A 21,022-nucleotide genomic window follows, 5' to 3' on the forward strand; every position below is an offset into this window, starting at 1 on the left:
CTTGATCGATTGTCGATCCGGCTTTCCGGCTAGATCGCGAAGACCATGGCAGGCCGATTTATTCTGGTGCCGACGGCGAGACTCGAACTCGCACAGCTTTCGCCACTACCCCCTCAAGATAGCGTGTCTACCAATTTCACCACGTCGGCTTGTCGTCACCTTTCAGTGACCTTGTCTTGACGGTTTGCGCTTCAGACAGCCTCGAATTCTATAGTGCTTTTCAAGCTCCAAAAGGAAACCAAAGCAATTTTGTCGAGGTGCTTGCGCTTGCCGCCCAGCCCTGTCAGTTCGACGCGCCGGAAGCGGCGGCCGAAGGCGCGGCTTGAGGAGCGATCGAGGCGCCCGGCAGCACCGCAGCCGAGGCCGGCGCCGACGGCACGGCGGCGCGTTCGAGCAGTTGCTCGCCCGCCGACGGACCCGAACCGATGCCGCCTTCGCGGTGGCTGCCCATGTAGGCCAGCGCCAGCGTCGACACGAAGAAGATCGTCGCCGCGACGGCCGTCGAGCGCGAGAGGAAGTTCGCGCTGCCGGTCGCGCCGAACAGCGAGCCCGAGGCACCGCTGCCGAACGACGCGCCCATGTCGGCGCCCTTGCCGTGCTGCACCAGCACCAGGCCGATCATCGCCAGGGCTGCAATCAGTTGCAGCACCAGCACCAGATTCATCATCACTTGCATTGCTATTTCTCCAGGAACCTTGAACGCCGGGGGTCAGCCGGCAGCGCGGCAGATCGCCGCGAAATCAACCGCCTTCAGCGCGGCGCCTCCGATGAGGCCGCCGTCGATGTCAGCCTGCGCAAACAGTTGGGGGGCGTTGTCGGGCTTGACGCTGCCGCCGTACAGGATCTGCATCTGATCGGCCTTCTGCGTGGCCGCGCGCAGCTGCTGACGCAGCAGCGCATGGACCTGCTGAGCCTGCTCCGGCGTGGCCGTCAGGCCCGTGCCGATCGCCCACACCGGCTCATAGGCCACCACGATCTCGCCGATGCAGTGCGTCAGCGTGTGGATGACCGCCGCGAGCTGGCGCTTGACGACTTCCTCGGTGCGACCCGCTTCGCGCTCGGCCAGCGTCTCGCCGACGCAGACGATCGGCGTGACGCCGTGCGCCAGCGCGGCCTTGGCCTTGTCGGCGACCAGCTGATCGCTTTCGGCGTGGTACGCGCGGCGCTCCGAGTGGCCGACGATGGCGTAGCGGCAACCCAGGTCCGCCAGCATGGCCGACGACACCTCGCCGGTGTAGGCGCCCTGCTCGTGCGTGGACACGTCCTGCGAGCCGTATGCGAGCTGCGTGCCGGTCAGCCCGAGCGCCGTGTCCGTGATGTACGGGAACGGCACGCACACGGCGACCTGGGCGTTCCACGGACCCGCTTCCTTGAGGCCCGCCAGCAGCACGGCGTTGGACGCACGGGTACCGTGCATCTTCCAGTTGCCGACCACCAGTTTCTTGCGCATCAGATCAACTCCCTTGAATCCGAAAAATCCTGCGGATGAGCGGACCGCTCACCAGCTCAGCACGATCTTGCCGACGTGCTCGCCCGATTCCATCAGCGCATGCGCCGCGGCGGCTTCCGACGCGGGTAGTTGCCTGAAAATCACCGGCGAGATCGCCCGCGACTCGAGCAACGGCCACACGCGCTCACGCAGAGAGCGGGCGATGCCGGCCTTGAAGGCGACCGGACGCGGACGCAGCGTGGAGCCGGTGATCGTCAGCCGGCGGCGCAAGACCTGACCCGCATCGAACTCCGCCTTCACACCACCCTGCACCGCGATGATCACGGCACGGCCGTCGTCGGCCAGGCACTGCACGTTGCGCGCGACATAGCTGCCGGCAACCATGTCCAGGATCACGTCGACGCCGCGACCGCTCGTCGCCGTCTTCACTTCCTCGACGAAGTCCTGGTCGCAATAGTTGATCGCGACGTCGGCGCCTAGCGCCAGACAGGCCTTCGCCTTGTCCGAATTGCCGACGGTGACCAGCACCGTCGAGCCCAGCGCCTTCGCCAGCTGGATCGCCGTCACGCCGATGCCGCTGCTGCCACCATGGATCAGCAGGCTTTCGCCCGGCTGCAGGCGCGCGCGTTCGAAGACGTTGCTCCAGACGGTGAAGAAGGTTTCCGGCAGGCTCGCCGCCTCGACCATGCTCCAGCCCGCAGGCACCGGCAGGCACTGGGCCACCGGCGCGACGCAGAGCTCGGCATAACCACCACCCGCGACCAGCGCGCAGACCGCGTCGCCGACCTTCAGGCCGGCGGCGGCCAGCGCCTGGGCGTCACCCGACTCGACCGTGCCCGCGACTTCCAGACCCGGAAGATCGCTGGCACCGGCCGGCGCCGGATACGCGCCCTTGCGCTGCAGCACGTCCGGACGGTTGATGCCGTAGGCCTGCACGCGGATCAAGCATTCGCCAACCCCGGCGACGGGGTCGGCGCGCTCGACCAGCTGCAGGACCTCGGGTCCGCCGGGCTGGGTGATGGCGATCGCCTTCATGGCATGCGGTGGCTTGAGCTGCCGGAGGGCTGGACGATTACTCGCCCGAGCCTTCGCCGTGGCCGTGGTGCGGCGCCGGAGCGTCGCGATCCAGCAGCGCCTTCATCGACAGCTTGATGCGGCCCTTCTCGTCGGTCTCCAGCACCTTGACCTTGACGATCTGGCCTTCGCTCAGGAAGTCGGTGACCTTCTCGACGCGCTGGTGCGCGATCTGGCTGATGTGCAGCAGGCCGTCCTTGCCGGGCAGGATGTTGACCAGCGCGCCGAAGTCCAGGATCTTGGTGACCGGGCCTTCGTAGACCTTGCCGATCTCGGCTTCCGCGGTGATCTCGGCGATGCGCTTCTTGGCGATCTCAGCCTTGGCGCCGTCGGTCGACGCGATGGTGATCGTGCCGTCTTCGCCGATGTCGATCTGCGTGCCGGTCTCTTCGGTCAGCGCGCGGATGGTGGCGCCGCCCTTGCCGATCACGTCACGGATCTTCTCCGGATTGATCTTCATCGTGTACAGGCGGGGCGCGAACTGCGAGATCTCGGTGTTGGCCGCGCCTTGCGCGCCGACCATGGCTTCCAGGATGTGCAGACGGGCTTCCTTGGCCTGCGCCAGGGCGACCTGCATGATCTCCTTGGTGATGCCCTGGATCTTGATGTCCATCTGCAGCGCGGTGATGCCCGAGGTCGTGCCGGCCACCTTGAAGTCCATGTCGCCCAGGTGATCTTCATCGCCCAGGATGTCGGTCAGCACGGCGAAGCGGTTGGCGTCCTTGATCAGGCCCATGGCGATGCCGGCGACGTGCGCCTTCAGCGGCACGCCGGCGTCCAGCAGCGACAGGCAGCCGCCGCAGACCGAGGCCATCGACGAGGAGCCGTTGGACTCGGTGATTTCCGAGACCACGCGGATCGAGTACGGGAAGTCTTCCTTGGTCGGCAGCACGGCGACGAGCGCGCGCTTGGCCAGACGGCCGTGGCCGATTTCGCGGCGCTTGGGGCTGCCCACGCGACCGGTTTCGCCGGTGGCGAACGGGGGCATGTTGTAGTGCAGCATGAAGCGCTCGGAGTACTCGCCGGCCAGCGCGTCGATGGTCTGCGCGTCGCGGTCGGTGCCCAGCGTCGCGGCGACCAGCGCCTGCGTTTCGCCGCGGGTGAACAGCGAGGAGCCGTGGGCGCGCGGCAGCACGCCGTTGCGGATCTCGATGGCGCGGACGGTGCGGGTGTCGCGGCCGTCGATGCGCGGTTCGCCGGCCAGGATCTGGCCGCGGACGATGCGGGCTTCGATCTCGAACAGCAGGCCGTCGACTTCCACGCCGTCGAATTCGGTGCCTTCGGCGGTCAGGGCAGCCTTGACCTTCGAGTAGGCCGAGCGGCAGGCTTCGGTACGGGCCTGCTTCGAACGGATCTGGTAGGCGGCGCGCAGCTCTTCCTCGGCCAGGGCGGTGACCTTGGCGATGAAGCCTTCATCCTTGGCCGGGGCGACCCAGTTCCAGGACGGCTTGCCGGCGTCGCGGACCAGGTCGTTGATCGCGGCGATGGCGACCTTGCCCTGGTCGTGACCGAAGGTCACGGCGCCCAGCATGATGTCTTCGCTGAGCTGGTCGGCTTCGGACTCGACCATCAGCACGGCGGCTTCGGTGCCGGCGACGACCAGGTCCAGCTTGGAGTCGATCAGCTGGGTCTTGCCCGGGTTCAGCACGTACTCGCCGTTGACGTAGCCCACGCGGGCGGCGCCGATCGGGCCGTTGAACGGGATGCCGGAGATGGCCAGCGCGGCGCTGGTGGCGATCAGGGCGGCGATGTCGGCCTGGACTTCAGGGTTCAGCGACACCGTGTGGACCACGACCTGGACTTCGTTGAAGAAGCCTTCCGGGAACAGCGGGCGGATCGGGCGGTCGATCAGGCGCGAGGTCAGGGTCTCGAGTTCGCTCGGACGGCCTTCACGCTTGAAGAAGCTGCCGGGGATCTTGCCGGCGGCGTAGGTCTTCTCGATGTAGTCGACGGTCAGCGGGAAGAAGTCCTGGCCCGCCTTCGGGGAGGACTTGGCGACGACGGTCGCCAGCACCACGGTGTCCTCGATGTTCACCAGCACGGCGCCGGAGGATTGACGGGCGATCTCGCCGGTCTCCATCACGACCTGATGTTGACCCCATTGGAAGGTCTTCACGACCTTGTTGAACATGCTCATTCGAGTTCTCCTCAGTTCAGGGATGCGCCGCTCACGGTGCGGCACAAGGACCGGGAGTGAAACTGGGTTTGGCGGGATGCCATTCCAGAGCGGCTGCGCGTCCCGGCTGCCGCCGGAGAACGCCTTGCAAAGGCCTTGCAAACGCTTTGGAATGACACATCGGCGCCACGTCAGTTCAACTCCGTTGTGTGACCGGTCCACCGACCGGTCGGGCCGCCTGCCGGAACACTCCGGCCGACAGCTCGCTGAAAGCACGCAGAAACGACAAAGAGCCTGTTGGAGTCAGACCAATCAGGCTCTTTGCTGTCATGCGCCGATTACTTGCGCAGACCCAGCTTCTGGATCAGGGCGGTGTAACGGTCGGCGTCCTTCTTCTTCAGGTAGGCCAGCAGGCTCTTGCGCGCGTTGACCATCTTCAGCAGACCGCGACGGCCGTGGTGGTCCTTGGCGTGCAGCTTGAAGTGGGGGGTCAGTTCGTTGATGCGCGCGGTCAGCAGGGCCACTTGCACTTCCGGCGAGCCGGTGTCATTGGCGCTGCGCGCGTTGGCCTTGACGATCTCGGCCTTGTTTTGGTCGAAGCTGGACATGATGCGTTCCTTGTTCCGGAATGATTCGGAAGGTCCGCCGGCATGCCAGTGAAGGCGTCAAGTGCGCAGACGGTTTCCGAGGTTTGACTTGCGATCACAGGTGAAACCGACCCGTGTCGTGCTGATTGCCGCCACCAGGACAAACCTGGCGGGACAGCCGCGGAGTATAGCCGCAAACGATGGTTTTCAGAATGGGCGCCGCATGCGGCAGCCGGAAGGCTGCTCCGCCTGCGCGGCATCGAGGTAGCGCAGCGTGCGGAAACCGTAGCCGGAGCCCTCGTTGTCGTGCGGCGTTCCGGCTTCGCCGGCGCGGCGCATGACGCTGACGTACAGCGGCTGCTGGAGCTGATGGTCCGCAGGCCGCATCCAGCCCTGGTGCGCGACGCCGAGCGGCCGGCCGTCGAGCTTGAACCCCTCCAGCGCGAGCGCGACCGCCTTCGGATCGGTGCTCCCGGCCTTCTCCATCGCGGCGACCAGCATCTCGATCATGAGCTGCATCCGCGCATGGAGGTAGTCGTGCTCCGGCTTGGGGAAACGCTGGCGGAACGCCGTATAGAAACGCTCCGAGTCCACGGTACCGACGTTCGGGTGCCACTCGGCCACCGCCAGCACGCGGTCGACGCCCGCCTCGCCCAGCACGCCGGGCACGCCCAGCGCGTTGCCGTAGAAGGTGTAGAAGCGCGCATCGAGCCCGATGTCCTTGGCCGCCTTGATCAGCAGCGTCAGGTCGTTGCCCCAGTTGCCGGTGAGCACCGCCTGGGCGCCGCTGCTGCGGATCTTGGTCGCGTAGGGGAGAAAGTCCTTCACGCGGCCGAGCGGATGGAGCTCGTCGCCGACGATCTGGAGATCGGGGCGACGCTCGGCCAGCATCGCCCTCGCCTGCTCGCGCAGATGCTGGCCGAAGCTGTAGTCCTGGCCGATCAGGTAGAGGCGCTTGAGGTGCTTGTCCTGGGCGATCACCTCGACCAGCGCCGCCAGGCGCATGTCGGTGTGGGCATCGAAACGGAAATGCCAGAAGCTGCACTGCGCGCCGGTCAGCGCGGGATCGACGGCTGCGTAGTTGAGGAACAGCGCGCGGCGCTCGGGCTCGCGGGCGTTGTGCCGGTCGAGCGCGCCGATCAGCGCGCCCGCGACGGCGGAGCTGTTGCCCTGGAGGATTACCGGGATGCGCTGATCCGTCGCCGAGCGCAGCATGGCCAGCGATTCCTCGACAGAGCCCTTGCTGTCGAAGCGGACGATCTCCAGACGCCGCGCGCCGCTCGGCAGCTTCACGCCGCCGCGCGAGTTGACGCGTTCAGCGGCCCAGACGAGGTTGCGGAACACGGCCTCGCCGCCGTTGCCCAGCGGACCGGAGAGCCCTTCGATCAAGGCCAGGCGGATCGGCGCAGCCGGAACCACAGAAGTGATCGCGACCGCGGCAGCCGGAGCGGCTGGAGCGGGCGCCGCGCCAGCGACGGCACAAACAACGGCCGTCACGGCGGTCAGCGCGACCACCGCCCTCCTCGTCCAGCGCATCACAGCTGCGCGGGGCTGGCGAGCTGCGACAGATCCCAGCGTGGCTTGACCTCGAAGCCCCCGCCGCGCGTCAGGTTCGCCATGTCGCGCTGCAGACGCAGGCCGGCCGCGAGCGCGATCATGGCGCCGTTGTCCGTGCACAGGTGCAGCTCGGGATAGTGGACGCGCACCCGGCGCTTCTCGCAGGCCGCATCCAACTGTTCGCGCAGGCGCTTGTTGGCGCCGACGCCGCCCGCCACGACCAGGCGCTTCAGGCCGGTTTCCTTCAGCGCGAGCAGCGCCTTCTTGACCAGCACTTCAACGATGGCCGCCTGTGTCGACGCCGCGAGATCGGCGCGCTGCTGTTCAGTGATGCCATCAGGCTGCGCCTCGAGCTTGCGGACCTGCGTCAGCACCGCCGTCTTCAGACCGGCGAAGCTGAAGTCCGGCTTGCCGCTGTGCATGAGCGGGCGCGGCAGCGCGAAAGCCTCCGGATTCCCCTGCTCCGCCAGCTTCGAGAGATGCGGGCCGCCGGGATACGGCAGGCCGAGCAGCTTGGCCGACTTGTCGAAGGCTTCGCCGGCGGCGTCGTCGATGGTCTCGCCGAGCAGCTCGTAGCTGCCGACGTCGTCGACGCGCATCAGCTGCGTGTGGCCGCCGGACACCAGCAGCGCGACGAAGGGGAACTCCGGGGGATCCGCCGAGAGGAACGGCGACAGCAGATGGCCTTCGAGGTGATGGATGCCCATCACCGGCCGATCGAGCGCGGCGCCCAGCGACGCGGCGACGCCGGCACCGACCAGCAGCGCGCCGGCAAGACCCGGCCCCTGCGTGTAGGCGACGACGTCGACGTCCGCCAGCGACAGTCCGGCACCCGCGAGCACCTCGCGGGTCAGCGGCAGCACGCGGCGGATGTGGTCGCGCGAGGCCAGCTCGGGCACCACGCCGCCGTAGGCCTGGTGCATGGTGATCTGGCTGTGCAGCGCATGCGCGAGCAGCGTCGGCACGCCGTCGCCGGACGCGTCGACCAGCGCCACGCCGGTTTCGTCGCAGGAGGATTCGATGCCGAGGACGCGCATGGGATCAGTCGTTCCGCTTCGCAGGGCGAAGGCTCAATGGTTCTCTTTGGCGTGGTTGATCGAGTACTTGGGGATCTCGACCGTCACGTCCTTGTTGGACAGGATGGCCTGGCAGGACAGGCGCGAGTTGGGCTCCAGGCCCCAGGCGCGGTCCAGCATGTCTTCCTCGTTCTCTTCCATCTCGGACAGCGACGCGAAGCCCTCGCGGACGATCACGTGGCAGGTCGTGCAGGCGCAGACCTGGTCGCAGGCGTGCTCGATGTCGATGTGGTTGTCCAGCATCGCCTCGCAGATCGTCGTGCCGGAGGGGGCCTCGATCGACTTGCCTTCGGGCGCGTATTCGGGATGGGGAAGGATCTTGATGACGGGCATGGGGAGGTGTCCTTGAGGCTGGCGAGCGGAGCGTTTCCGGCTGGGCGTCGGCTTGCGGTCAGACCTGGTCGATGCTGAGGCCGGTGAGGGCCTGCTGGATGCCGCGATTCATGCGCGCGGCGGCAAAGGCTTCCGTGCCCTTGGCCAGCGCCTCGACGGCGGCGGTGATCGCATCGGCATCCGCGACCGCGTCGTCGGCCTGGGCCTTCGCGAGCAGGTCCGTCTGCAGCGCGGCGATCCCGGCGCGCTCGTCGTCGTTGAGCAGGTCGCCGTCGGCGCGCAGCGCGGACTGGGTCGCGAGGATCATGCGCTCGGCGTCGACGCGTGCTTCGCGCAACTTGCGGGCGACCATGTCGCCCTCGGCGCTGGCGAAGCCTTCGCGCAGCATCGTCGCAATCTGGTCGTCGGACAGGCCGTAGCTCGGCTTGACCTGAACCGCCGCCTCGACGCCCGAGCCCAGCTCGCGCGCGGAGACGCTCAGCAGGCCGTCGGCGTCGACCTGGAAGGTCACGCGGATGCGGGCGGCGCCGGCCACCATCGGCGGAATGCCGCGCAGCTCGAAGCGCGCCAGCGAGCGGCACTCGCTCACCAGCTCGCGCTCGCCCTGCAGCACGTGCACCGCCAGCGCGGTCTGGCCATCCTTGAAGGTGGTGAAGTCCTGCGCCTTCGCCACGGGGATGGTGGCGTTGCGCTCGATGATGCGCTCGACCAGGCCGCCCATGGTCTCCAGACCCAGCGACAGCGGGATCACGTCCAGCAGCAGGATCTCGCCGTCCGAGCTGTTGCCGGCCAGCTGGTTGGCCTGGACGGAGGCGCCCAGCGCGACGACTTCGTCGGGATTCAGATCGGTCAGGACTTCACGGCCGAACAGCTCGCCGACGACGCGGCGCACGATCGGCATGCGCGTGGAGCCGCCGACCATCACCGTGCCCTGCACCTCGTCCGCGGCGACCTTCGCGTCGCGCAGCACGCGGCGCACGGCCAGCAGCGTCTTGTTGACCAGCGGCTGCGCCAGTTCGTCGAACTGGCCGCGCGAGACCTCGACGCTCAGCGCGCCGGCATCGAGCGCGGCGCTCAAGGTCACGCGCTCGTGGTCGGTCAGCAATTCCTTGGCTTCGCGCGCTGCGACCAGCACGCGGCGCTTGTCGGCCGCGCTGCTCACGCTCAGGCCCGCCTGCGCCAGCACCCAGTCGGCCAGCAGGCGATCGAAGTCGTCGCCGCCGAGCTGCGCGTCGCCGCCGGTCGCGACCACCTCGAACACGCCCTTCGTCAGGCGCAGCAGCGAGATGTCGAAAGTGCCGCCGCCCAGGTCGTACACGGCGTAGAGGCCTTCGTTGCCGGTGTCGAGCCCGTAGGCGATCGCGGCGGCGGTGGGCTCGTTGATCAGGCGCAGCACGTTCAGGCCCGCGAGCTGCGCGGCATCCTTGGTCGCCTGGCGCTGCGCGTCGTCGAAGTACGCGGGCACCGTGATGACGGCGCCGAACAGGTCGTCGTTGAAGGTGTCCTCGGCGCGCTGGCGCAGCGTGGCCAGGATCTCCGCGCTGATCTCGACCGGCGACTTCAGGCCCTCGCGCGTGACCACGCTCAGCATGCCGGGCGTATCCTCGAAGCGGTACGGCAGCTTCTCGCGGTTGGCGATGTCGTCGAGGCGGCGGCCCATGAAGCGCTTCACCGAGACGATGGTGTTCTCCGGATCCTCGGCCTGCGCGGCGAGCGCGTCGTAGCCGAACTGGCGGCGGCCTTCCGGCATCACGCGCACGGCCGACGGCAGGATCACGCGACCCTGGTCGTCCGGCAGGCATTCGGCGACGCCGTGGCGCACCGACGCCACCAGCGAATGCGTCGTGCCGAGGTCGATGCCCACCGCGATGCGGCGCTGATGGGGATCGGGCGACGCGCCGGGTTCGGAGATTTGCAGCAGGGCCATGGTGTGTTGTCTTGTTCTTCGGATGTCGAGGAGGCGATCCTGGGCGCTCGTGGTCGTTCCGGCCTCAGGAATGCTCAAGCGTGTCGAGCCGATGGTCGATGTCCGAGCGGAAACGCGTCAGGAACATCAGCGCGCGCACCGATTCGGCGGCGCCGGCGGGGTCGTCCTCGTCGTCGAGCTGGCGGCCGGCCTGCGCCAGCAGCGCTCGCTCGCGGTCGGCGACCTGCTTGTCGATGGCCAGGATCGCGTCGGACGTCTTCGCTTCGTCGAGCGACTCACGCCATTCCATCTGCTCCATCAAGAACGCCGCGGGCATGCGGGTGTTCTCGTTGGCCTGGATAGGCGCGCCGCGCAACTCGCAGAGGTAGGACGCGCGCTTGAGCGGATCGCGCAGGCGCTGGTGCGCCTCGTTGACGCGCAGCGCCCATTGCATCGCCAGGCGCTGCGACGCCGCACCGTCGGCGGCGAAGCGGTCCGGATGCACCTTGGCCGCGAGCGCCTTCCAGCGCTCGGCGATCTCGGCGCCGTCCTGCGCGAAGCGCTGCAGCAGGCCGAAGAGGATGAAGTCGTCGTCGTCGAGTTTCATGAACAAAAAAGCGCGGCACCGTGGCCGCGCCCTTCCTCGCGTATCGAGCTCAGACTCGGAAGGATTCGCCGCAGCCGCAGCGGTCCTTCTCACGCGGATTGCGGAACTTGAAGCCTTCGTTCAGGCCCTCGCGGACGAAGTCCAACTCGGTGCCATCCAGGTACGGCAAGCTCTTCGGGTCGATCAGCACCTTCACGCCGTGGCCTTCGAAGATCACATCCTCGGGGGCCACCTCGTCGGCGTACTCGAGCTTGTAGGCCAGGCCCGAGCAGCCGGTGGTCTTCACGCCCAGGCGCACGCCCACGCCACGACCGCGCTTGGCGATGTAGCGTGTGACGTGCCGCGCCGCGGCTTCGGTCAGGGTGACGGACATCATGGACCTCAGGCCGTCGCGGTCGCGCCTGCGTCGGCGCTCTGACCGTGCTTGGCGCGGTAGTCGTCCACCGCGGCCTTGATCGCGTCTTCCGCCAGGATCGAGCAGTGGATCTTCACCGGCGGCAGGGCCAGTTCTTCCGCGATCTGGTTGTTCTTGATCGACAGCGCCTGGTCCAGGGTCTTGCCCTTGACCCACTCGGTGACCAGCGAGCTCGACGCGATCGCCGAGCCGCAGCCGTAGGTCTTGAACTTGGCGTCCTCGATCAGGCCGGTCGCGGGGTTGACCTTGATCTGGAGCTTCATCACGTCGCCGCAGGCCGGCGCGCCGACCATGCCGGTGCCGACGGACTCGTCGCCCTTGTCGAAGCCGCCCACGTTGCGGGGATTCTCGTAGTGGTCGATGACCTTGTCGCTGTATGCCATGTCGTGTTCTCCAACAACTTTGTCTTGATGAACTGCGTCGTTCGTTTCGCCGTCAGCGGACGCTCAATGCGCCGCCCACTGGATGGTGCTGATGTCGACGCCTTCCTTGTACATGTCCCACAGCGGGGACAGTTCGCGCAGCTTGGCGACCCGGTCCTTCAGCAGCGAGACGGCGTAGTCGATTTCCTCTTCGGTCGTGAAGCGGCCGATCGTCATGCGCAGCGAGGAATGCGCCAGCTCGTCGCTGCGACCCAGGGCGCGCAGCACGTAGCTCGGTTCCAGGCTCGCGGACGTGCAGGCCGAGCCCGACGACACGGCGATGCCCTTGATGCCCATGATCAGCGACTCGCCTTCGACGTAGTTGAACGAGGCGTTGACGTTGTGGGGCACGCGGCGGGTCAGGTCGCCGTTCAGGAACACCTGCTCGATGTCCTTCAGGCCGTCCAGCAGGCGCTGCTGCAGCGCCTTGATGCGGGGCAGCTCGGTGGCCATCTCCTCGCGGGCGATGCGGAAGGCTTCGCCCATGCCGACGATCTGGTGCGTCGGCAGCGTGCCCGAGCGCAGACCGCGCTCGTGACCGCCGCCGTGCATCTGCGCTTCCAGGCGCACGCGCGGCTTGCGACGCACGTACAGCGCGCCGATGCCCTTGGGGCCGTAGGACTTGTGCGAGGCCAGGCTCATCAGGTCGACGGGCAGCGTGGCCAGGTCGATCTCGACCTTGCCGGTGGCCTGCGCGGCGTCGACGTGGAAGACGATGCCCTTCTCGCGGCACAGCGCGCCGATGGTCGGGATGTCCTGGATCACGCCGATCTCGTTGTTCACGAACATCACCGAGATCAGGATCGTGTCGGGGCGGATGGCCGCCTTCAGCACATCCAGGTCGATCAGGCCGTCTTCCTGGACATCGAGGTAGGTGACCTCGAAGCCCTGGCGCTCCAGCTCACGCGTCGTATCAAGCACGGCCTTGTGCTCGGTCTTGATCGTGATCAGGTGCTTGCCGCGGGACTGATAGAAGTTGGCCGCGCCCTTGATGGCGAGGTTGTTCGACTCGGTCGCGCCGGAGGTCCAGACGATCTCGCGCGGATCCGCGCCGATCAGCTTGGCGACTTCCACGCGCGCCTTCTCCACGGCCTCTTCCGCTTCCCAGCCCCACGCGTGACTGCGCGACGCCGGATTGCCGAAGTGCTCGCGCAGCCACGGAATCATCGCGTCGACGACGCGCGGGTCCACCGGCGTGGTGGCGCCGTAGTCCATGTAGATGGGGAAGTGCGGGGTCATGTCCATGGGAACGTTCTTCTTGTCGACTACTGAATGGTTGACGTGGACCGGAGGGCCGGAATCACTTGCTCATCGCATTGCCGAGCGCGAACACGGAATTCGGCGCGGTGATGCGGATGGGCTTGACGACGGGGGTGCTCGAGATGGCGCGCTTGATCGGCGCTTCCTCGACGGTGACGCCCTTGGCGAGCTGGTCGTCGACGAGCTTGCGCAGCGTGACCGAGTCGAGGTACTCGATCATCTTGTTGTTGAGCGCCGTCCACAGGTCGTGCGTGATGCAGCGGCCGGTGTCGTCGCCCATGCAGTTTTCCTTGCCGCCGCAGCCGGTGGCGTCGATGGGTTCGTCCACGGCGACGATGATGTCGGCGACGGTGATCTCATCGGAGCGCCGGCCCAGCGAATAGCCGCCGCCGGGACCGCGGGTGGATTCGACCAGCTGGTGGCGGCGGAGCTTGCCGAACAGCTGCTCCAGATAGGACAGCGAGATCTGCTGGCGTTGGCTGATCGCCGCCAGCGCGACGGGCCCGCCGTTTTCGCGCAGGGCCAGATCGATCATCGCGGTGACGGCAAAACGACCTTTGGTGGTGAGACGCATCGAACTTCTCCTTGGCGCCCGTGTCGGGCTACAGGACATGGAGGCGGCGGCTCGGCTGACGCCGGGTCGACTCACGGAGCAGAGGGTTAACCCCCGCTAAGTCCGACCATTTTACTCAATTAAGAAGAAGCTTGCTCGGGTTACCCCGGACAGGGGCCGAGGGGGCCTGTTCAGGCCAGGCGGCTGGCCGCCATCTGGGCCAGGCGACCGCATCCGGACTCCAACAGATCGAGCACCTGCTCGAACCCGTCCGCACCGCCGTAATACGGATCTGGTACCTCGATCTCCCCCGGAAGCAGGGAAATCCGGTGCTGCAGCGCAGCAGGACAGCGTCGGCGGAGTTCGCGCAGGTGGCCGCCATCCATGGCGATCAAGAGATCGAAGCGCTCGAAATCATCGGTGCGAAGCGCGCGCGCCCGTTGGTCGCCGAGCTCATAGCCCCTTTTTAAGGCGTGGTCTTGGGAGCGTTCGTCGGGGGCCTCGCCGGCGTGCCAGCCCTGGACGCCGGCGGAGTCGACGTGGACCCGGTCCGCCAGGCCCATGGCCGTCAGTTGATGGCGGAGCACCCCTTCCGCCGTCGGCGAGCGACAGATGTTGCCTGTGCACACAAAGAGGATGGAGAGTTCTGCAGCCATGACGCTGTATTGTGGCTTGGCCCGGGATTTGCCCTTCCACCGTTCCCAACCCTTGGAAAGCTGCCATGAGCCTCACGCAAATCGAAACCATCCGTCTCGCCCGCCTGCAACTGATCGACCTCGGCGACGAGAAGACCGCGGCGCTGCTGGAATGGGCCCTGGAGGACAAGGCCGCCTCCTCGCCGACTTCCGGAACCCCGCCCCAGCGCGACACGCCGCGGGCGGGCTGAAGTCGTCAGCACGACGGTCTTGGCCTGGCTGAAGGCGCAGGCGGCGCCTGCCTGACGCCGGCGGCGTCTATCGATCCTCGCTTTGCTTCGTTCCAGGTCGTGACGAGGATCCCTAGGCTGCGGTGATCTCCCGTTTCCTCGTGATTGCGAGCTCCCCGCGCCATGCCCTCCTCCGCCGTTCCGACCACCCGCCGCCAATGGCTGGCCCAAGCAGCCACTCTCGCGGGCGCTACCGCCCTGCCCGCGCTCCCGGTGCTCGCCGCCGACGCCAAGACCCTGCGCATCGGCTACCAGAAGTCCAGCACGCTGACGCTGTTCCTGAAGTCGCGCAGCCTCCTGGAGAAGGCGCTCGCGCCGCAACAGGTCACCGTCAGCTGGCATGAGTTCACCTCCGGCCTGCCGCTGCTGGAAGCGCTCAACATCGGCGCGCTCGACCTCAGCGCGGACGTGGCCGACGCGGTCCCGCCATTCGCGCTCGCCGCCGGCGCCAAACTCACCTACTACGCGATCGAGACACCCTCGCCCACCGCGCAGGCCATCGTGGTCCGCAAGGATTCGCCGATCACCAGCGTCGCCCAGTTGAAGGGAAAGAAAATCGGCTTCGCCAAGGGCGCCGGCGCGCACTACCTGCTGCTGGAAGCGCTCAGTCAGGCCGGCCTGTCCATCCGCGACATCGAGCCCGCCTACCTCAATCCCGCCGACGGCCGCTCGGCCTTCGAGAACGGCGCCATCGCCGCCTGGGTCGTCTGGGATCCCTTCCTGGCCGCCGTGCAGCGCCAGTCCGGCGCCCGCATCCTGGTCGACGGCACCCGCATCGCCTCCTACCGGCGCTTCTATCTCGCGGCCACCCCGTTCGCGCAGCAGCATCCCGAGGTGCTTCAACGCGTCTACGACGAACTCCAGCGCGCCGGCGATTGGGTGAAGAAGAATCCCGCCGCCGCAGCCGAATGGCATGCGCCGGTGCTCGGCCTCGACGCGTCCATCGTCGCCGCCGCCAACGAGCGGCGCACGTATGCGGTCCGCCCCGTGGACGCGGAGTCGCTCTCCGAGCAGCAGCGCATCGCCGACGCCTTCAGCGGCGCGCAGATCCTGCCGCGCCGCATCGCCATCCAGGAATCGCCCGTCTGGCGTCCGGCCTGAACAGCACCTCATACTCGACACCGATCCCCGAGCCGATGCCCGACCCGCAACGCCCCGGTCCGATCGTCAGGAGCAACGCCATGTCCGTCTTGAATTCCGATACGGGGGCCGCCCAAGGGCTCTCCCGTCCGCCGACTCCGAAGCACCCCGCACCGCTGCCGACCCGCACGCCCGCCGACGTCCGCGCCGCGCTGCTGGCGCGCGTAGAGATCGCGCTGCTCGACGTCCGCGAAGAGGCCGCCTACGCCGAGGCCCATCCGCTGTGGGCCGCCAATCTCGCGGCTTCGCGGCTGGAGCTCGACGCGTGGGGACGATTGCCCCGGCGCGACGTCCCCATCGTCGTCTATGACGACGGCGAAGGCGTCGCGGCGCCGTCCGCGCGCAAGCTGCAAGCGCTCGGCTACACCGACGTCGCGCTGCTGGCGGGCGGTCTGAGCGCATGGCGCGACGACGGCCTCGAACTCTTCAGAGACGTTAACGTCCCGAGCAAGGCCTTCGGCGAACTCGTCGAAGCGCGCCGGCATACGCCGTCGTTGCCGGCGGAAGAGGTCCAGGAGCGCCTCGCGCGCCGGGACGACATCGTGCTGCTCGACGCCCGGCGATTCGACGAGTACCGCACGATGAGCCTGCCCGGCTCGATCAGCACGCCGGGCGGCGAGCTGGTGCGCCGAGCGCGCGACCTCGCACCGGATCCGTCGACGACGATCGTCGTGCACTGCGCCGGCCGCACCCGCAGCCTGATCGGCGCCCAGTCGCTGATCGACGCCGGCGTGCCGAATCCCGTCGCCGCGCTGCGCAACGGCACGATCGGATGGACGCTCGCCGGCCTCACGCTGGCACAGGGCCAGGGGCGTTCCCATGAGGACGTGCCGGTCGGCGATCTGAACGCAGCCCGCGAGGGCGCGGCTGCCCTCGCCCGTCGGGCGCACGTGCAGCGCATCGATGCGTCGGTCCTCGCGGAGTGGCTGGCCGATGCGCGGCGCTCGACCTATCGCTTCGATGTCCGCAGCGCCGCCGAGTACGGGTTGGGTCATCGACCCGGCTTCCGCAATGCACCGGGCGGACAACTCGTCCAGGAGACTGATCACCACGTGCCGGTGCGCGGCGCGCGCGTCGTGCTGGCCGACGACGACGGCATCCGTGCGCCGATGGCGGCGGCCTGGCTCGCGCAGATGGGCTGGGAAGTCGCCGTACTGCCGCCCGACGCCGCCGCTCATACCGAGACAGGCCCCGACCTGCCGCCGCAACCGCTATCGCCGTCGGTCGCGACCGTCACGCCCGCCGAACTGGCCCGCTGGCGCGCCGAAGAGGCTGATCGCGAGCAGCCCGACACTGTCGTCGTCGATGTGGCGCCTAGCATCACCTACATCGTCCGGCACATTCCGGGCGCCTGGTGGAGTCCGCGGGCGCGGCTCGCGGACGCGCTCCGGAACGTCATCCCGCATGCGCGTCGCGTCGTGCTCACCGGCAACCTGGGCGTGCTCCCGCGTTTCGTCGCCGCGGATCTCGCGGCCGAACTGGCCGCAGAAGGGCGGGAGTTGCTGGTGCTTGAAGGCGGCACGTCCGCCTGGTACGACGCCGGACTACCGATCGAATCCGCGAACCCGCGTCTGGCCTTCCCCCGCGACGACCGCTATCGCCGCCCCTATGAGGGCACGAACCACGCGCGCGACGCGATGCAGGCCTACCTCGACTGGGAATTCGGGCTGATCGCCCAACTCGACCGAGACGGCACGCACTTCTTCCGTGTGATCGACACGGGCACCGACACCGACGCCACGACGTCGAACCCGTAGTCAACGGGCCTCCGTGGGGCCGGAATGGGGCTTGGGGTTCGCGGACGCGAGGCCCCATGCCCCGTGGAGAGCCCGCGCTTGGCCGATCGAAGTCGAGGAACTTCGACCGGAAGCGCCTTACTTCCCCTTGCCCGCGGTGATCGGCACGACGTTGTCGTGGACGGCCGCGCCGAACGCCTGTTCCTTGAGCTGAGAGAGCTGGTCGCGCAACCGCGCGGCCTTCTCGAACTCCAGGTTGCGCGCGTGTTCCAGCATCTGCTTCTCCAGCTGGGTGATGCGCTTGCTGAGGTCTTTCTCGCTCAGCGCCTCGACCTCCGCCGCGTCGTGGATCACCTTGGCGTCGTCGCGCCCCGGCTTGTCGCTGTAGACCCCGTCGATCAGGTCGCGGATGCGCTTGACCACGCCGCGCGGCGTGATGCCGTTGGCCTCGTTGAACTCGACCTGCTTGGCGCGACGGCGTTCGGTCTCGCCGATGGCTTTCTTCATCGACTCGGTCATGCGGTCCGCATACAGGATCGCCTTGCCGTTCACGTTCCGCGCGGCCCGCCCGATGGTCTGGATCAGGCTGCGTTCCGCGCGCAGGAAACCTTCCTTGTCCGCGTCCAGGATCGCCACCAGCGACACCTCGGGGATGTCCAGGCCCTCACGCAGGAGGTTGATGCCCACCAGCACGTCGAAGGTCCCGAGCCGCAGGTCGCGCAGGATCTCCACCCGCTCGACGGTGTCGATGTCCGAGTGCAGGTAGCGCACCTTCACGCCGTTGTCGCTGAGGTACTCGGTCAGCTGTTCGGCCATGCGCTTGGTCAGCGTCGTGATCAGCACGCGCTCGTGGATCTCGACGCGGTCGCGGATCTCCTGCAGCACGTCGTCGACCTGGTGCACGGCCGGTCTCACCTCGACGACCGGGTCCACCAGTCCCGTCGGTCTCACCAGCTGCTCGACCACGTTGCCGGCCTGGCGCTTTTCATAGTCGCCCGGCGTCGCGCTGACGAAGATGGCCTGGCGCATCTTGCGCTCGTACTCCTCGAACTTCAGCGGCCGGTTGTCCATCGCCGACGGCAGTCTGAAGCCGTACTCCACCAGCGTGCTCTTGCGCGCCCGGTCGCCGTTGTACATGCCGCCGAACTGGCCGATCAGCACGTGGCTCTCGTCCAGGAACATCAGCGCGTCGGGCGGCAGGTAGTCCACCAGCGTCGGCGGCGGATCGCCGGGCGCGGCCTGCGACAGGTGGCGCGTGTAGTTCTCGATGCCCTTGCAGTGGCCGACCTCCTGGAGCATCTCCAGGTCGAAGCGCGTGCGCTGCTCCAGCCGCTGGGCCTCGACCAGCTTGCCCTCCTTGATGAAGAAGGCGACGCGCTCGCGCAGCTCCTCCTTGATCGTCTCGATCGCGGCGACCACGCGATCGCGCGGGGTCACGTAGTGGCTCGACGGATAGACGGTGAAGCGCGGGATCTTCTGCCGGATCTGGCCGGTCAGCGGATCGAAGAGCACCAGCCCTTCGACCTCGTCGTCGAAGAGCTCGATCCGCAGCGCCAGCTCCGAGTGCTCGGCCGGGAACACGTCGATCGTGTCGCCGCGCACGCGGAAGTGGCCGCGGGTGAATTCCATCTCGTTGCGCGTGTACTGCATGCGCGCCAGCTGCTGGATCACGTCGCGCTGGCCGACCTTGTCGCCCACCCGCAGCGTCATCACCATCTGGTGATAGTCGCTCGGGTTGCCGATGCCGTAGATCGCCGACACCGACGCCACGATCACCACGTCGCGCCGCTCCAGCAGGCTCTTCGTGCAGGACAGTCTCAACTGCTCGATCTGCTCGTTGATCGCGCTGTCCTTCTCGATGAACAGGTCGCGCTGCGGAACGTAAGCCTCGGGCTGATAGTAGTCGTAGTAGCTGACGAAGTACTCGACCGCGTTCTTGGGGAAGAACTCGCGGAACTCGCTGTACAGCTGCGCCGCCAGCGTCTTGTTGGGCGCGAAGACGATCGCCGGGCGTCCGAGGCGCGCGATCGTGTTGGCCATCGTGAAGGTCTTGCCCGACCCCGTCACGCCCAGCAGCGTCTGGAAACTCTCGCCGTCGTTGACGCCGTCCACCAGCCCCTGGATGGCCGTCGGCTGGTCGCCCGCCGGCGGATACGGCTGGAAGAGCTGGAAGGGAGAGCCTTCGAAAGAGACGAATTCGCCCTTCGGCGGCTCGCCCGCGCCGGCGGCTTCCGCCTCTGGCGGGGCAGGTTTCTCCCCCTTGGCAACGGAGGTTTCAGGCTTGGCGACGGTAGAACGGCTCATCAGGGTTTCCCAGGGGCAACGCATGTTCCCTGCCTACAATCGGCGGGCTTCGCTGGGCGCTCAGGAGGCGCCTCGGGCGTCAGGACGCGACAGCGTAGCGCAGTCCTCTCCACCGTTTGTCAGGAAAGCCTCCATGTCCTTGTTCGCCGCCGTCGCCATGGCCCCTCGCGACCCCATCCTGGGTCTGAACGAGCAATTCAACGCCGACCCGAATCCCAACAAGGTCAACCTGGGCGTCGGCGTCTATTACGACGACAACGGCAAGCTGCCGCTGCTGGCCTGCGTGGCCGCCGCGGAAGCGCAGATGCACGCCGCTCCCAAGCCGCGCGGCTACCTGCCCATCGACGGCATCGCCGCCTATGACCTGGCAGTCCAGGGCCTGGTCTTCGGCGCCGACAGCGACGTGCTCAAGAGCAAGCGCGTGGCGACCGTGCAGGCCATCGGCGGCACCGGCGGCCTGAAGATCGGCGCGGACTTCCTCAAGCGCCTGAACCCGGGCGCGACGGTGCTGATCTCCGATCCGTCCTGGGAAAACCACCGCGCGCTGTTCACCAACGCCGGCTTCCCGGTCGAGACCTACCCCTACTACGACGCCGCCAACCGCGGCATCAACTTTGACGGGATGCTGTCGGCGCTCAACGCCGCGCCGGCCGGCACGGTCGTCGTGCTGCACGCGTGCTGCCACAACCCGACCGGCTACGACCTGACACCCGCGCAATGGGCGCAGGTGGTCGAAGTCGTCAAGGCCAAGCACCTCGTCGCCTTCCTCGACATGGCCTACCAGGGCTTCGGCGAGGGCATCGCCGAGGACGGCGCCGTGATCCAGCAGTTCCTGGACGCCGGCCTGGACTTCTTCGTGTCGACCAGCTTCTCCAAGAGCTTCTCGCTCTACGGCGAGCGCGTCGGCGCGCTGAGCGTGGTCTGCGCCTCCGCGGAAGAAACGGTCAAGGTCCTGAGCCAGCTCAAGATCGTCATCCGGACCAACTACTCCAACCCGCCCACGCACGGCGCGCAGGTCGTGGCCACCGTGCTGTCGACCCCGGCGCTGCGCGCCCAGTGGGAAGAGGAACTGGCCGGCATGCGCGTGCGCATCAAGCAGATGCGCGAGGCGCTGGTCACCGAGCTCAAGGCCGCCGGCATCACCGATGACCTGAGCTACGTCACCCGTCAGAAGGGCATGTTCAGCTACAGCGGCCTGTCTGCGGAGCAGATGCAGCGCCTGCGCTCGGAGTTCGGCGTCTACGGCGTCGACTCGGGCCGCATCTGTGTCGCGGCGCTGAACAGCAAGAACCTGAAGCCGGTCGCCGCCGCGATCGCCGCCGTCAAGAAGGGCTGAGCGGACTGATCCGCTGAGGATCCGCGCTTCCAGCGCCACACTTCGATGCGCTGATCGCACGATCGGCCTTCGAACACAGGGCCGGACCCGCCGCAAGCGGGCCGGCCCTGCGCATTTATGGCGAAATGGGGCGCTTCGAAGCCCCTCCTCCCGCCCTGCACGGAACGCTGGCGACACACACTGCCAGAAGCCGGGGCCTAGAATTGCTGCATTGCACAACGGGTG

Annotated in this window: 20 protein-coding genes and 1 tRNA gene; 4 read left to right on the top strand and 17 right to left on the bottom strand. The window is 67.7% G+C overall.

Features of this window, described 5'->3' with window-relative positions; all coding sequences use genetic code 11:
• Positions 1-64: 64 nt before the first annotated feature.
• The 16 genes from ACQZ13_RS17875 to ACQZ13_RS17950 form a co-directional block, all read right to left on the bottom strand.
• Positions 65-149 (bottom strand) — tRNA-Leu (locus ACQZ13_RS17875).
• A 134-nt stretch (positions 150-283) separates the two neighbouring features.
• Positions 284-676, bottom strand: coding sequence for a preprotein translocase subunit SecG (gene secG, locus ACQZ13_RS17880; protein ID WP_088407454.1), 393 nt, complete (start codon positions 674-676; stop codon positions 284-286).
• Positions 677-709: 33 nt separating this feature from the next.
• Positions 710-1,450, bottom strand: coding sequence for a triose-phosphate isomerase (tpiA, locus tag ACQZ13_RS17885; protein ID WP_431046745.1), 741 nt, complete (start codon positions 1,448-1,450; stop codon positions 710-712).
• Positions 1,451-1,498: 48 nt separating this feature from the next.
• Positions 1,499-2,485: an NAD(P)H-quinone oxidoreductase gene (locus ACQZ13_RS17890; protein ID WP_431046747.1), complete on the bottom strand. Its 987-nt coding sequence runs from the start codon at positions 2,483-2,485 to the stop codon at positions 1,499-1,501.
• A 37-nt stretch (positions 2,486-2,522) separates the two neighbouring features.
• Positions 2,523-4,661, bottom strand: a complete 2,139-nt coding sequence (gene pnp / locus ACQZ13_RS17895) for a polyribonucleotide nucleotidyltransferase (protein ID WP_431046749.1) — start codon at positions 4,659-4,661, stop codon at positions 2,523-2,525.
• A 317-nt stretch (positions 4,662-4,978) separates the two neighbouring features.
• Positions 4,979-5,248, bottom strand: coding sequence for a 30S ribosomal protein S15 (gene rpsO / locus ACQZ13_RS17900; RefSeq protein ID WP_088407458.1), 270 nt, complete (start codon positions 5,246-5,248; stop codon positions 4,979-4,981).
• A 186-nt stretch (positions 5,249-5,434) separates the two neighbouring features.
• A complete protein-coding gene (locus ACQZ13_RS17905; protein WP_431046751.1) occupies positions 5,435-6,763 on the bottom strand; it encodes a branched-chain amino acid ABC transporter substrate-binding protein in 1,329 nt (442 codons plus the stop codon).
• Positions 6,763-7,821, bottom strand: coding sequence for a tRNA (adenosine(37)-N6)-threonylcarbamoyltransferase complex transferase subunit TsaD (tsaD, locus tag ACQZ13_RS17910; RefSeq protein WP_088407459.1), 1,059 nt, complete (start codon positions 7,819-7,821; stop codon positions 6,763-6,765). The genes ACQZ13_RS17905 and tsaD overlap by 1 nt, the downstream gene beginning before the upstream one ends.
• 33 nt (positions 7,822-7,854) lie before the next feature.
• Positions 7,855-8,193 carry an ISC system 2Fe-2S type ferredoxin gene (fdx, locus tag ACQZ13_RS17915; RefSeq protein WP_067273474.1) on the bottom strand — a complete coding sequence of 113 codons (339 nt, stop codon included), beginning with the start codon at positions 8,191-8,193 and terminating at the stop codon, positions 7,855-7,857.
• A 58-nt stretch (positions 8,194-8,251) separates the two neighbouring features.
• On the bottom strand, positions 8,252-10,120 hold the full coding sequence (hscA, locus tag ACQZ13_RS17920; RefSeq protein WP_431046754.1) for a Fe-S protein assembly chaperone HscA: 1,869 nt from the start codon (positions 10,118-10,120) through the stop codon (positions 8,252-8,254).
• Between the two features lie 64 nt (positions 10,121-10,184).
• The gene (gene hscB, locus ACQZ13_RS17925; RefSeq protein ID WP_431046756.1) at positions 10,185-10,706 is read right to left on the bottom strand and encodes a Fe-S protein assembly co-chaperone HscB; all 522 of its coding nucleotides are present in this window, start codon (positions 10,704-10,706) and stop codon (positions 10,185-10,187) included.
• Positions 10,707-10,755: 49 nt separating this feature from the next.
• A complete protein-coding gene (gene iscA, locus ACQZ13_RS17930) occupies positions 10,756-11,079 on the bottom strand; it encodes an iron-sulfur cluster assembly protein IscA (protein ID WP_067282339.1) in 324 nt (107 codons plus the stop codon).
• An 8-nt stretch (positions 11,080-11,087) separates the two neighbouring features.
• Complete coding sequence (gene iscU, locus ACQZ13_RS17935; RefSeq protein WP_431046758.1) at positions 11,088-11,504, bottom strand: Fe-S cluster assembly scaffold IscU; 417 nt, start codon at positions 11,502-11,504, stop codon at positions 11,088-11,090.
• Between the two features lie 63 nt (positions 11,505-11,567).
• On the bottom strand, positions 11,568-12,788 hold the full coding sequence (locus ACQZ13_RS17940) for an IscS subfamily cysteine desulfurase (protein ID WP_431046760.1): 1,221 nt from the start codon (positions 12,786-12,788) through the stop codon (positions 11,568-11,570).
• A gap of 55 nt (positions 12,789-12,843) precedes the next feature.
• Entirely contained in the window at positions 12,844-13,377 is a 534-nt protein-coding gene (locus ACQZ13_RS17945) for a Fe-S cluster assembly transcription factor (RefSeq protein ID WP_067273486.1), read from the bottom strand.
• Between the two features lie 170 nt (positions 13,378-13,547).
• Positions 13,548-14,012 carry a low molecular weight protein-tyrosine-phosphatase gene (locus ACQZ13_RS17950; RefSeq protein ID WP_431046762.1) on the bottom strand — a complete coding sequence of 155 codons (465 nt, stop codon included), beginning with the start codon at positions 14,010-14,012 and terminating at the stop codon, positions 13,548-13,550.
• 65 nt (positions 14,013-14,077) lie between these two features.
• Between ACQZ13_RS17950 and ACQZ13_RS17955 the strand changes: the two genes are divergently transcribed.
• The 3 genes from ACQZ13_RS17955 (at position 14,078) to ACQZ13_RS17965 (ending at position 17,178) form a co-directional block, all read left to right on the top strand.
• Positions 14,078-14,242 (top strand): hypothetical protein, encoded by a 165-nt coding sequence (locus ACQZ13_RS17955; protein WP_421037169.1) that lies wholly within the window; start codon positions 14,078-14,080, stop codon positions 14,240-14,242.
• A gap of 162 nt (positions 14,243-14,404) precedes the next feature.
• A complete protein-coding gene (locus ACQZ13_RS17960) occupies positions 14,405-15,382 on the top strand; it encodes an aliphatic sulfonate ABC transporter substrate-binding protein (protein WP_431046764.1) in 978 nt (325 codons plus the stop codon).
• Positions 15,383-15,462: 80 nt separating this feature from the next.
• Positions 15,463-17,178: a rhodanese-like domain-containing protein gene (locus ACQZ13_RS17965; RefSeq protein WP_431046766.1), complete on the top strand. Its 1,716-nt coding sequence runs from the start codon at positions 15,463-15,465 to the stop codon at positions 17,176-17,178.
• A gap of 117 nt (positions 17,179-17,295) precedes the next feature.
• Here ACQZ13_RS17965 and uvrB read toward each other — a convergent pair whose 3' ends face one another.
• Positions 17,296-19,461 (bottom strand): excinuclease ABC subunit UvrB, encoded by a 2,166-nt coding sequence (uvrB, locus tag ACQZ13_RS17970; RefSeq protein ID WP_431046768.1) that lies wholly within the window; start codon positions 19,459-19,461, stop codon positions 17,296-17,298.
• A 133-nt stretch (positions 19,462-19,594) separates the two neighbouring features.
• Between uvrB and ACQZ13_RS17975 the strand changes: the two genes are divergently transcribed.
• A complete protein-coding gene (locus ACQZ13_RS17975; protein WP_431046770.1) occupies positions 19,595-20,797 on the top strand; it encodes an amino acid aminotransferase in 1,203 nt (400 codons plus the stop codon).
• Positions 20,798-21,022: the final 225 nt, after the last annotated feature.

This window comes from Roseateles sp. L2-2 (genome assembly GCF_050613215.1).
In the GTDB taxonomy this organism is placed as follows: Bacteria; Pseudomonadota; Gammaproteobacteria; order Burkholderiales; family Burkholderiaceae_C; genus Roseateles; species Roseateles noduli.

Excerpts from the sequence above, each read along its gene's own strand:
- secG (WP_088407454.1), bottom strand. The coding sequence starts at position 676 with ATGCAAGTGATGATGAATCTGGTGCTGGTGCTGCAACTGATTGCAGCC.
- tpiA (WP_431046745.1), bottom strand. The coding sequence starts at position 1,450 with ATGCGCAAGAAACTGGTGGTCGGCAACTGGAAGATGCACGGTACCCGT.
- ACQZ13_RS17890 (WP_431046747.1), bottom strand. The coding sequence starts at position 2,485 with ATGAAGGCGATCGCCATCACCCAGCCCGGCGGACCCGAGGTCCTGCAG.
- pnp (WP_431046749.1), bottom strand. The coding sequence starts at position 4,661 with ATGAGCATGTTCAACAAGGTCGTGAAGACCTTCCAATGGGGTCAACAT.
- rpsO (WP_088407458.1), bottom strand. The coding sequence starts at position 5,248 with ATGTCCAGCTTCGACCAAAACAAGGCCGAGATCGTCAAGGCCAACGCG.
- ACQZ13_RS17905 (WP_431046751.1), bottom strand. The coding sequence starts at position 6,763 with ATGCGCTGGACGAGGAGGGCGGTGGTCGCGCTGACCGCCGTGACGGCC.
- tsaD (WP_088407459.1), bottom strand. The coding sequence starts at position 7,821 with ATGCGCGTCCTCGGCATCGAATCCTCCTGCGACGAAACCGGCGTGGCG.
- fdx (WP_067273474.1), bottom strand. The coding sequence starts at position 8,193 with ATGCCCGTCATCAAGATCCTTCCCCATCCCGAATACGCGCCCGAAGGC.
- hscA (WP_431046754.1), bottom strand. The coding sequence starts at position 10,120 with ATGGCCCTGCTGCAAATCTCCGAACCCGGCGCGTCGCCCGATCCCCAT.
- hscB (WP_431046756.1), bottom strand. The coding sequence starts at position 10,706 with ATGAAACTCGACGACGACGACTTCATCCTCTTCGGCCTGCTGCAGCGC.
- iscA (WP_067282339.1), bottom strand. The coding sequence starts at position 11,079 with ATGTCCGTCACCCTGACCGAAGCCGCGGCGCGGCACGTCACACGCTAC.
- iscU (WP_431046758.1), bottom strand. The coding sequence starts at position 11,504 with ATGGCATACAGCGACAAGGTCATCGACCACTACGAGAATCCCCGCAAC.
- ACQZ13_RS17940 (WP_431046760.1), bottom strand. The coding sequence starts at position 12,788 with ATGGACATGACCCCGCACTTCCCCATCTACATGGACTACGGCGCCACC.
- ACQZ13_RS17945 (WP_067273486.1), bottom strand. The coding sequence starts at position 13,377 with ATGCGTCTCACCACCAAAGGTCGTTTTGCCGTCACCGCGATGATCGAT.
- ACQZ13_RS17950 (WP_431046762.1), bottom strand. The coding sequence starts at position 14,012 with ATGGCTGCAGAACTCTCCATCCTCTTTGTGTGCACAGGCAACATCTGT.
- ACQZ13_RS17955 (WP_421037169.1), top strand. The coding sequence starts at position 14,078 with ATGAGCCTCACGCAAATCGAAACCATCCGTCTCGCCCGCCTGCAACTG.
- ACQZ13_RS17960 (WP_431046764.1), top strand. The coding sequence starts at position 14,405 with ATGCCCTCCTCCGCCGTTCCGACCACCCGCCGCCAATGGCTGGCCCAA.
- ACQZ13_RS17965 (WP_431046766.1), top strand. The coding sequence starts at position 15,463 with ATGTCCGTCTTGAATTCCGATACGGGGGCCGCCCAAGGGCTCTCCCGT.
- uvrB (WP_431046768.1), bottom strand. The coding sequence starts at position 19,461 with ATGAGCCGTTCTACCGTCGCCAAGCCTGAAACCTCCGTTGCCAAGGGG.
- ACQZ13_RS17975 (WP_431046770.1), top strand. The coding sequence starts at position 19,595 with ATGTCCTTGTTCGCCGCCGTCGCCATGGCCCCTCGCGACCCCATCCTG.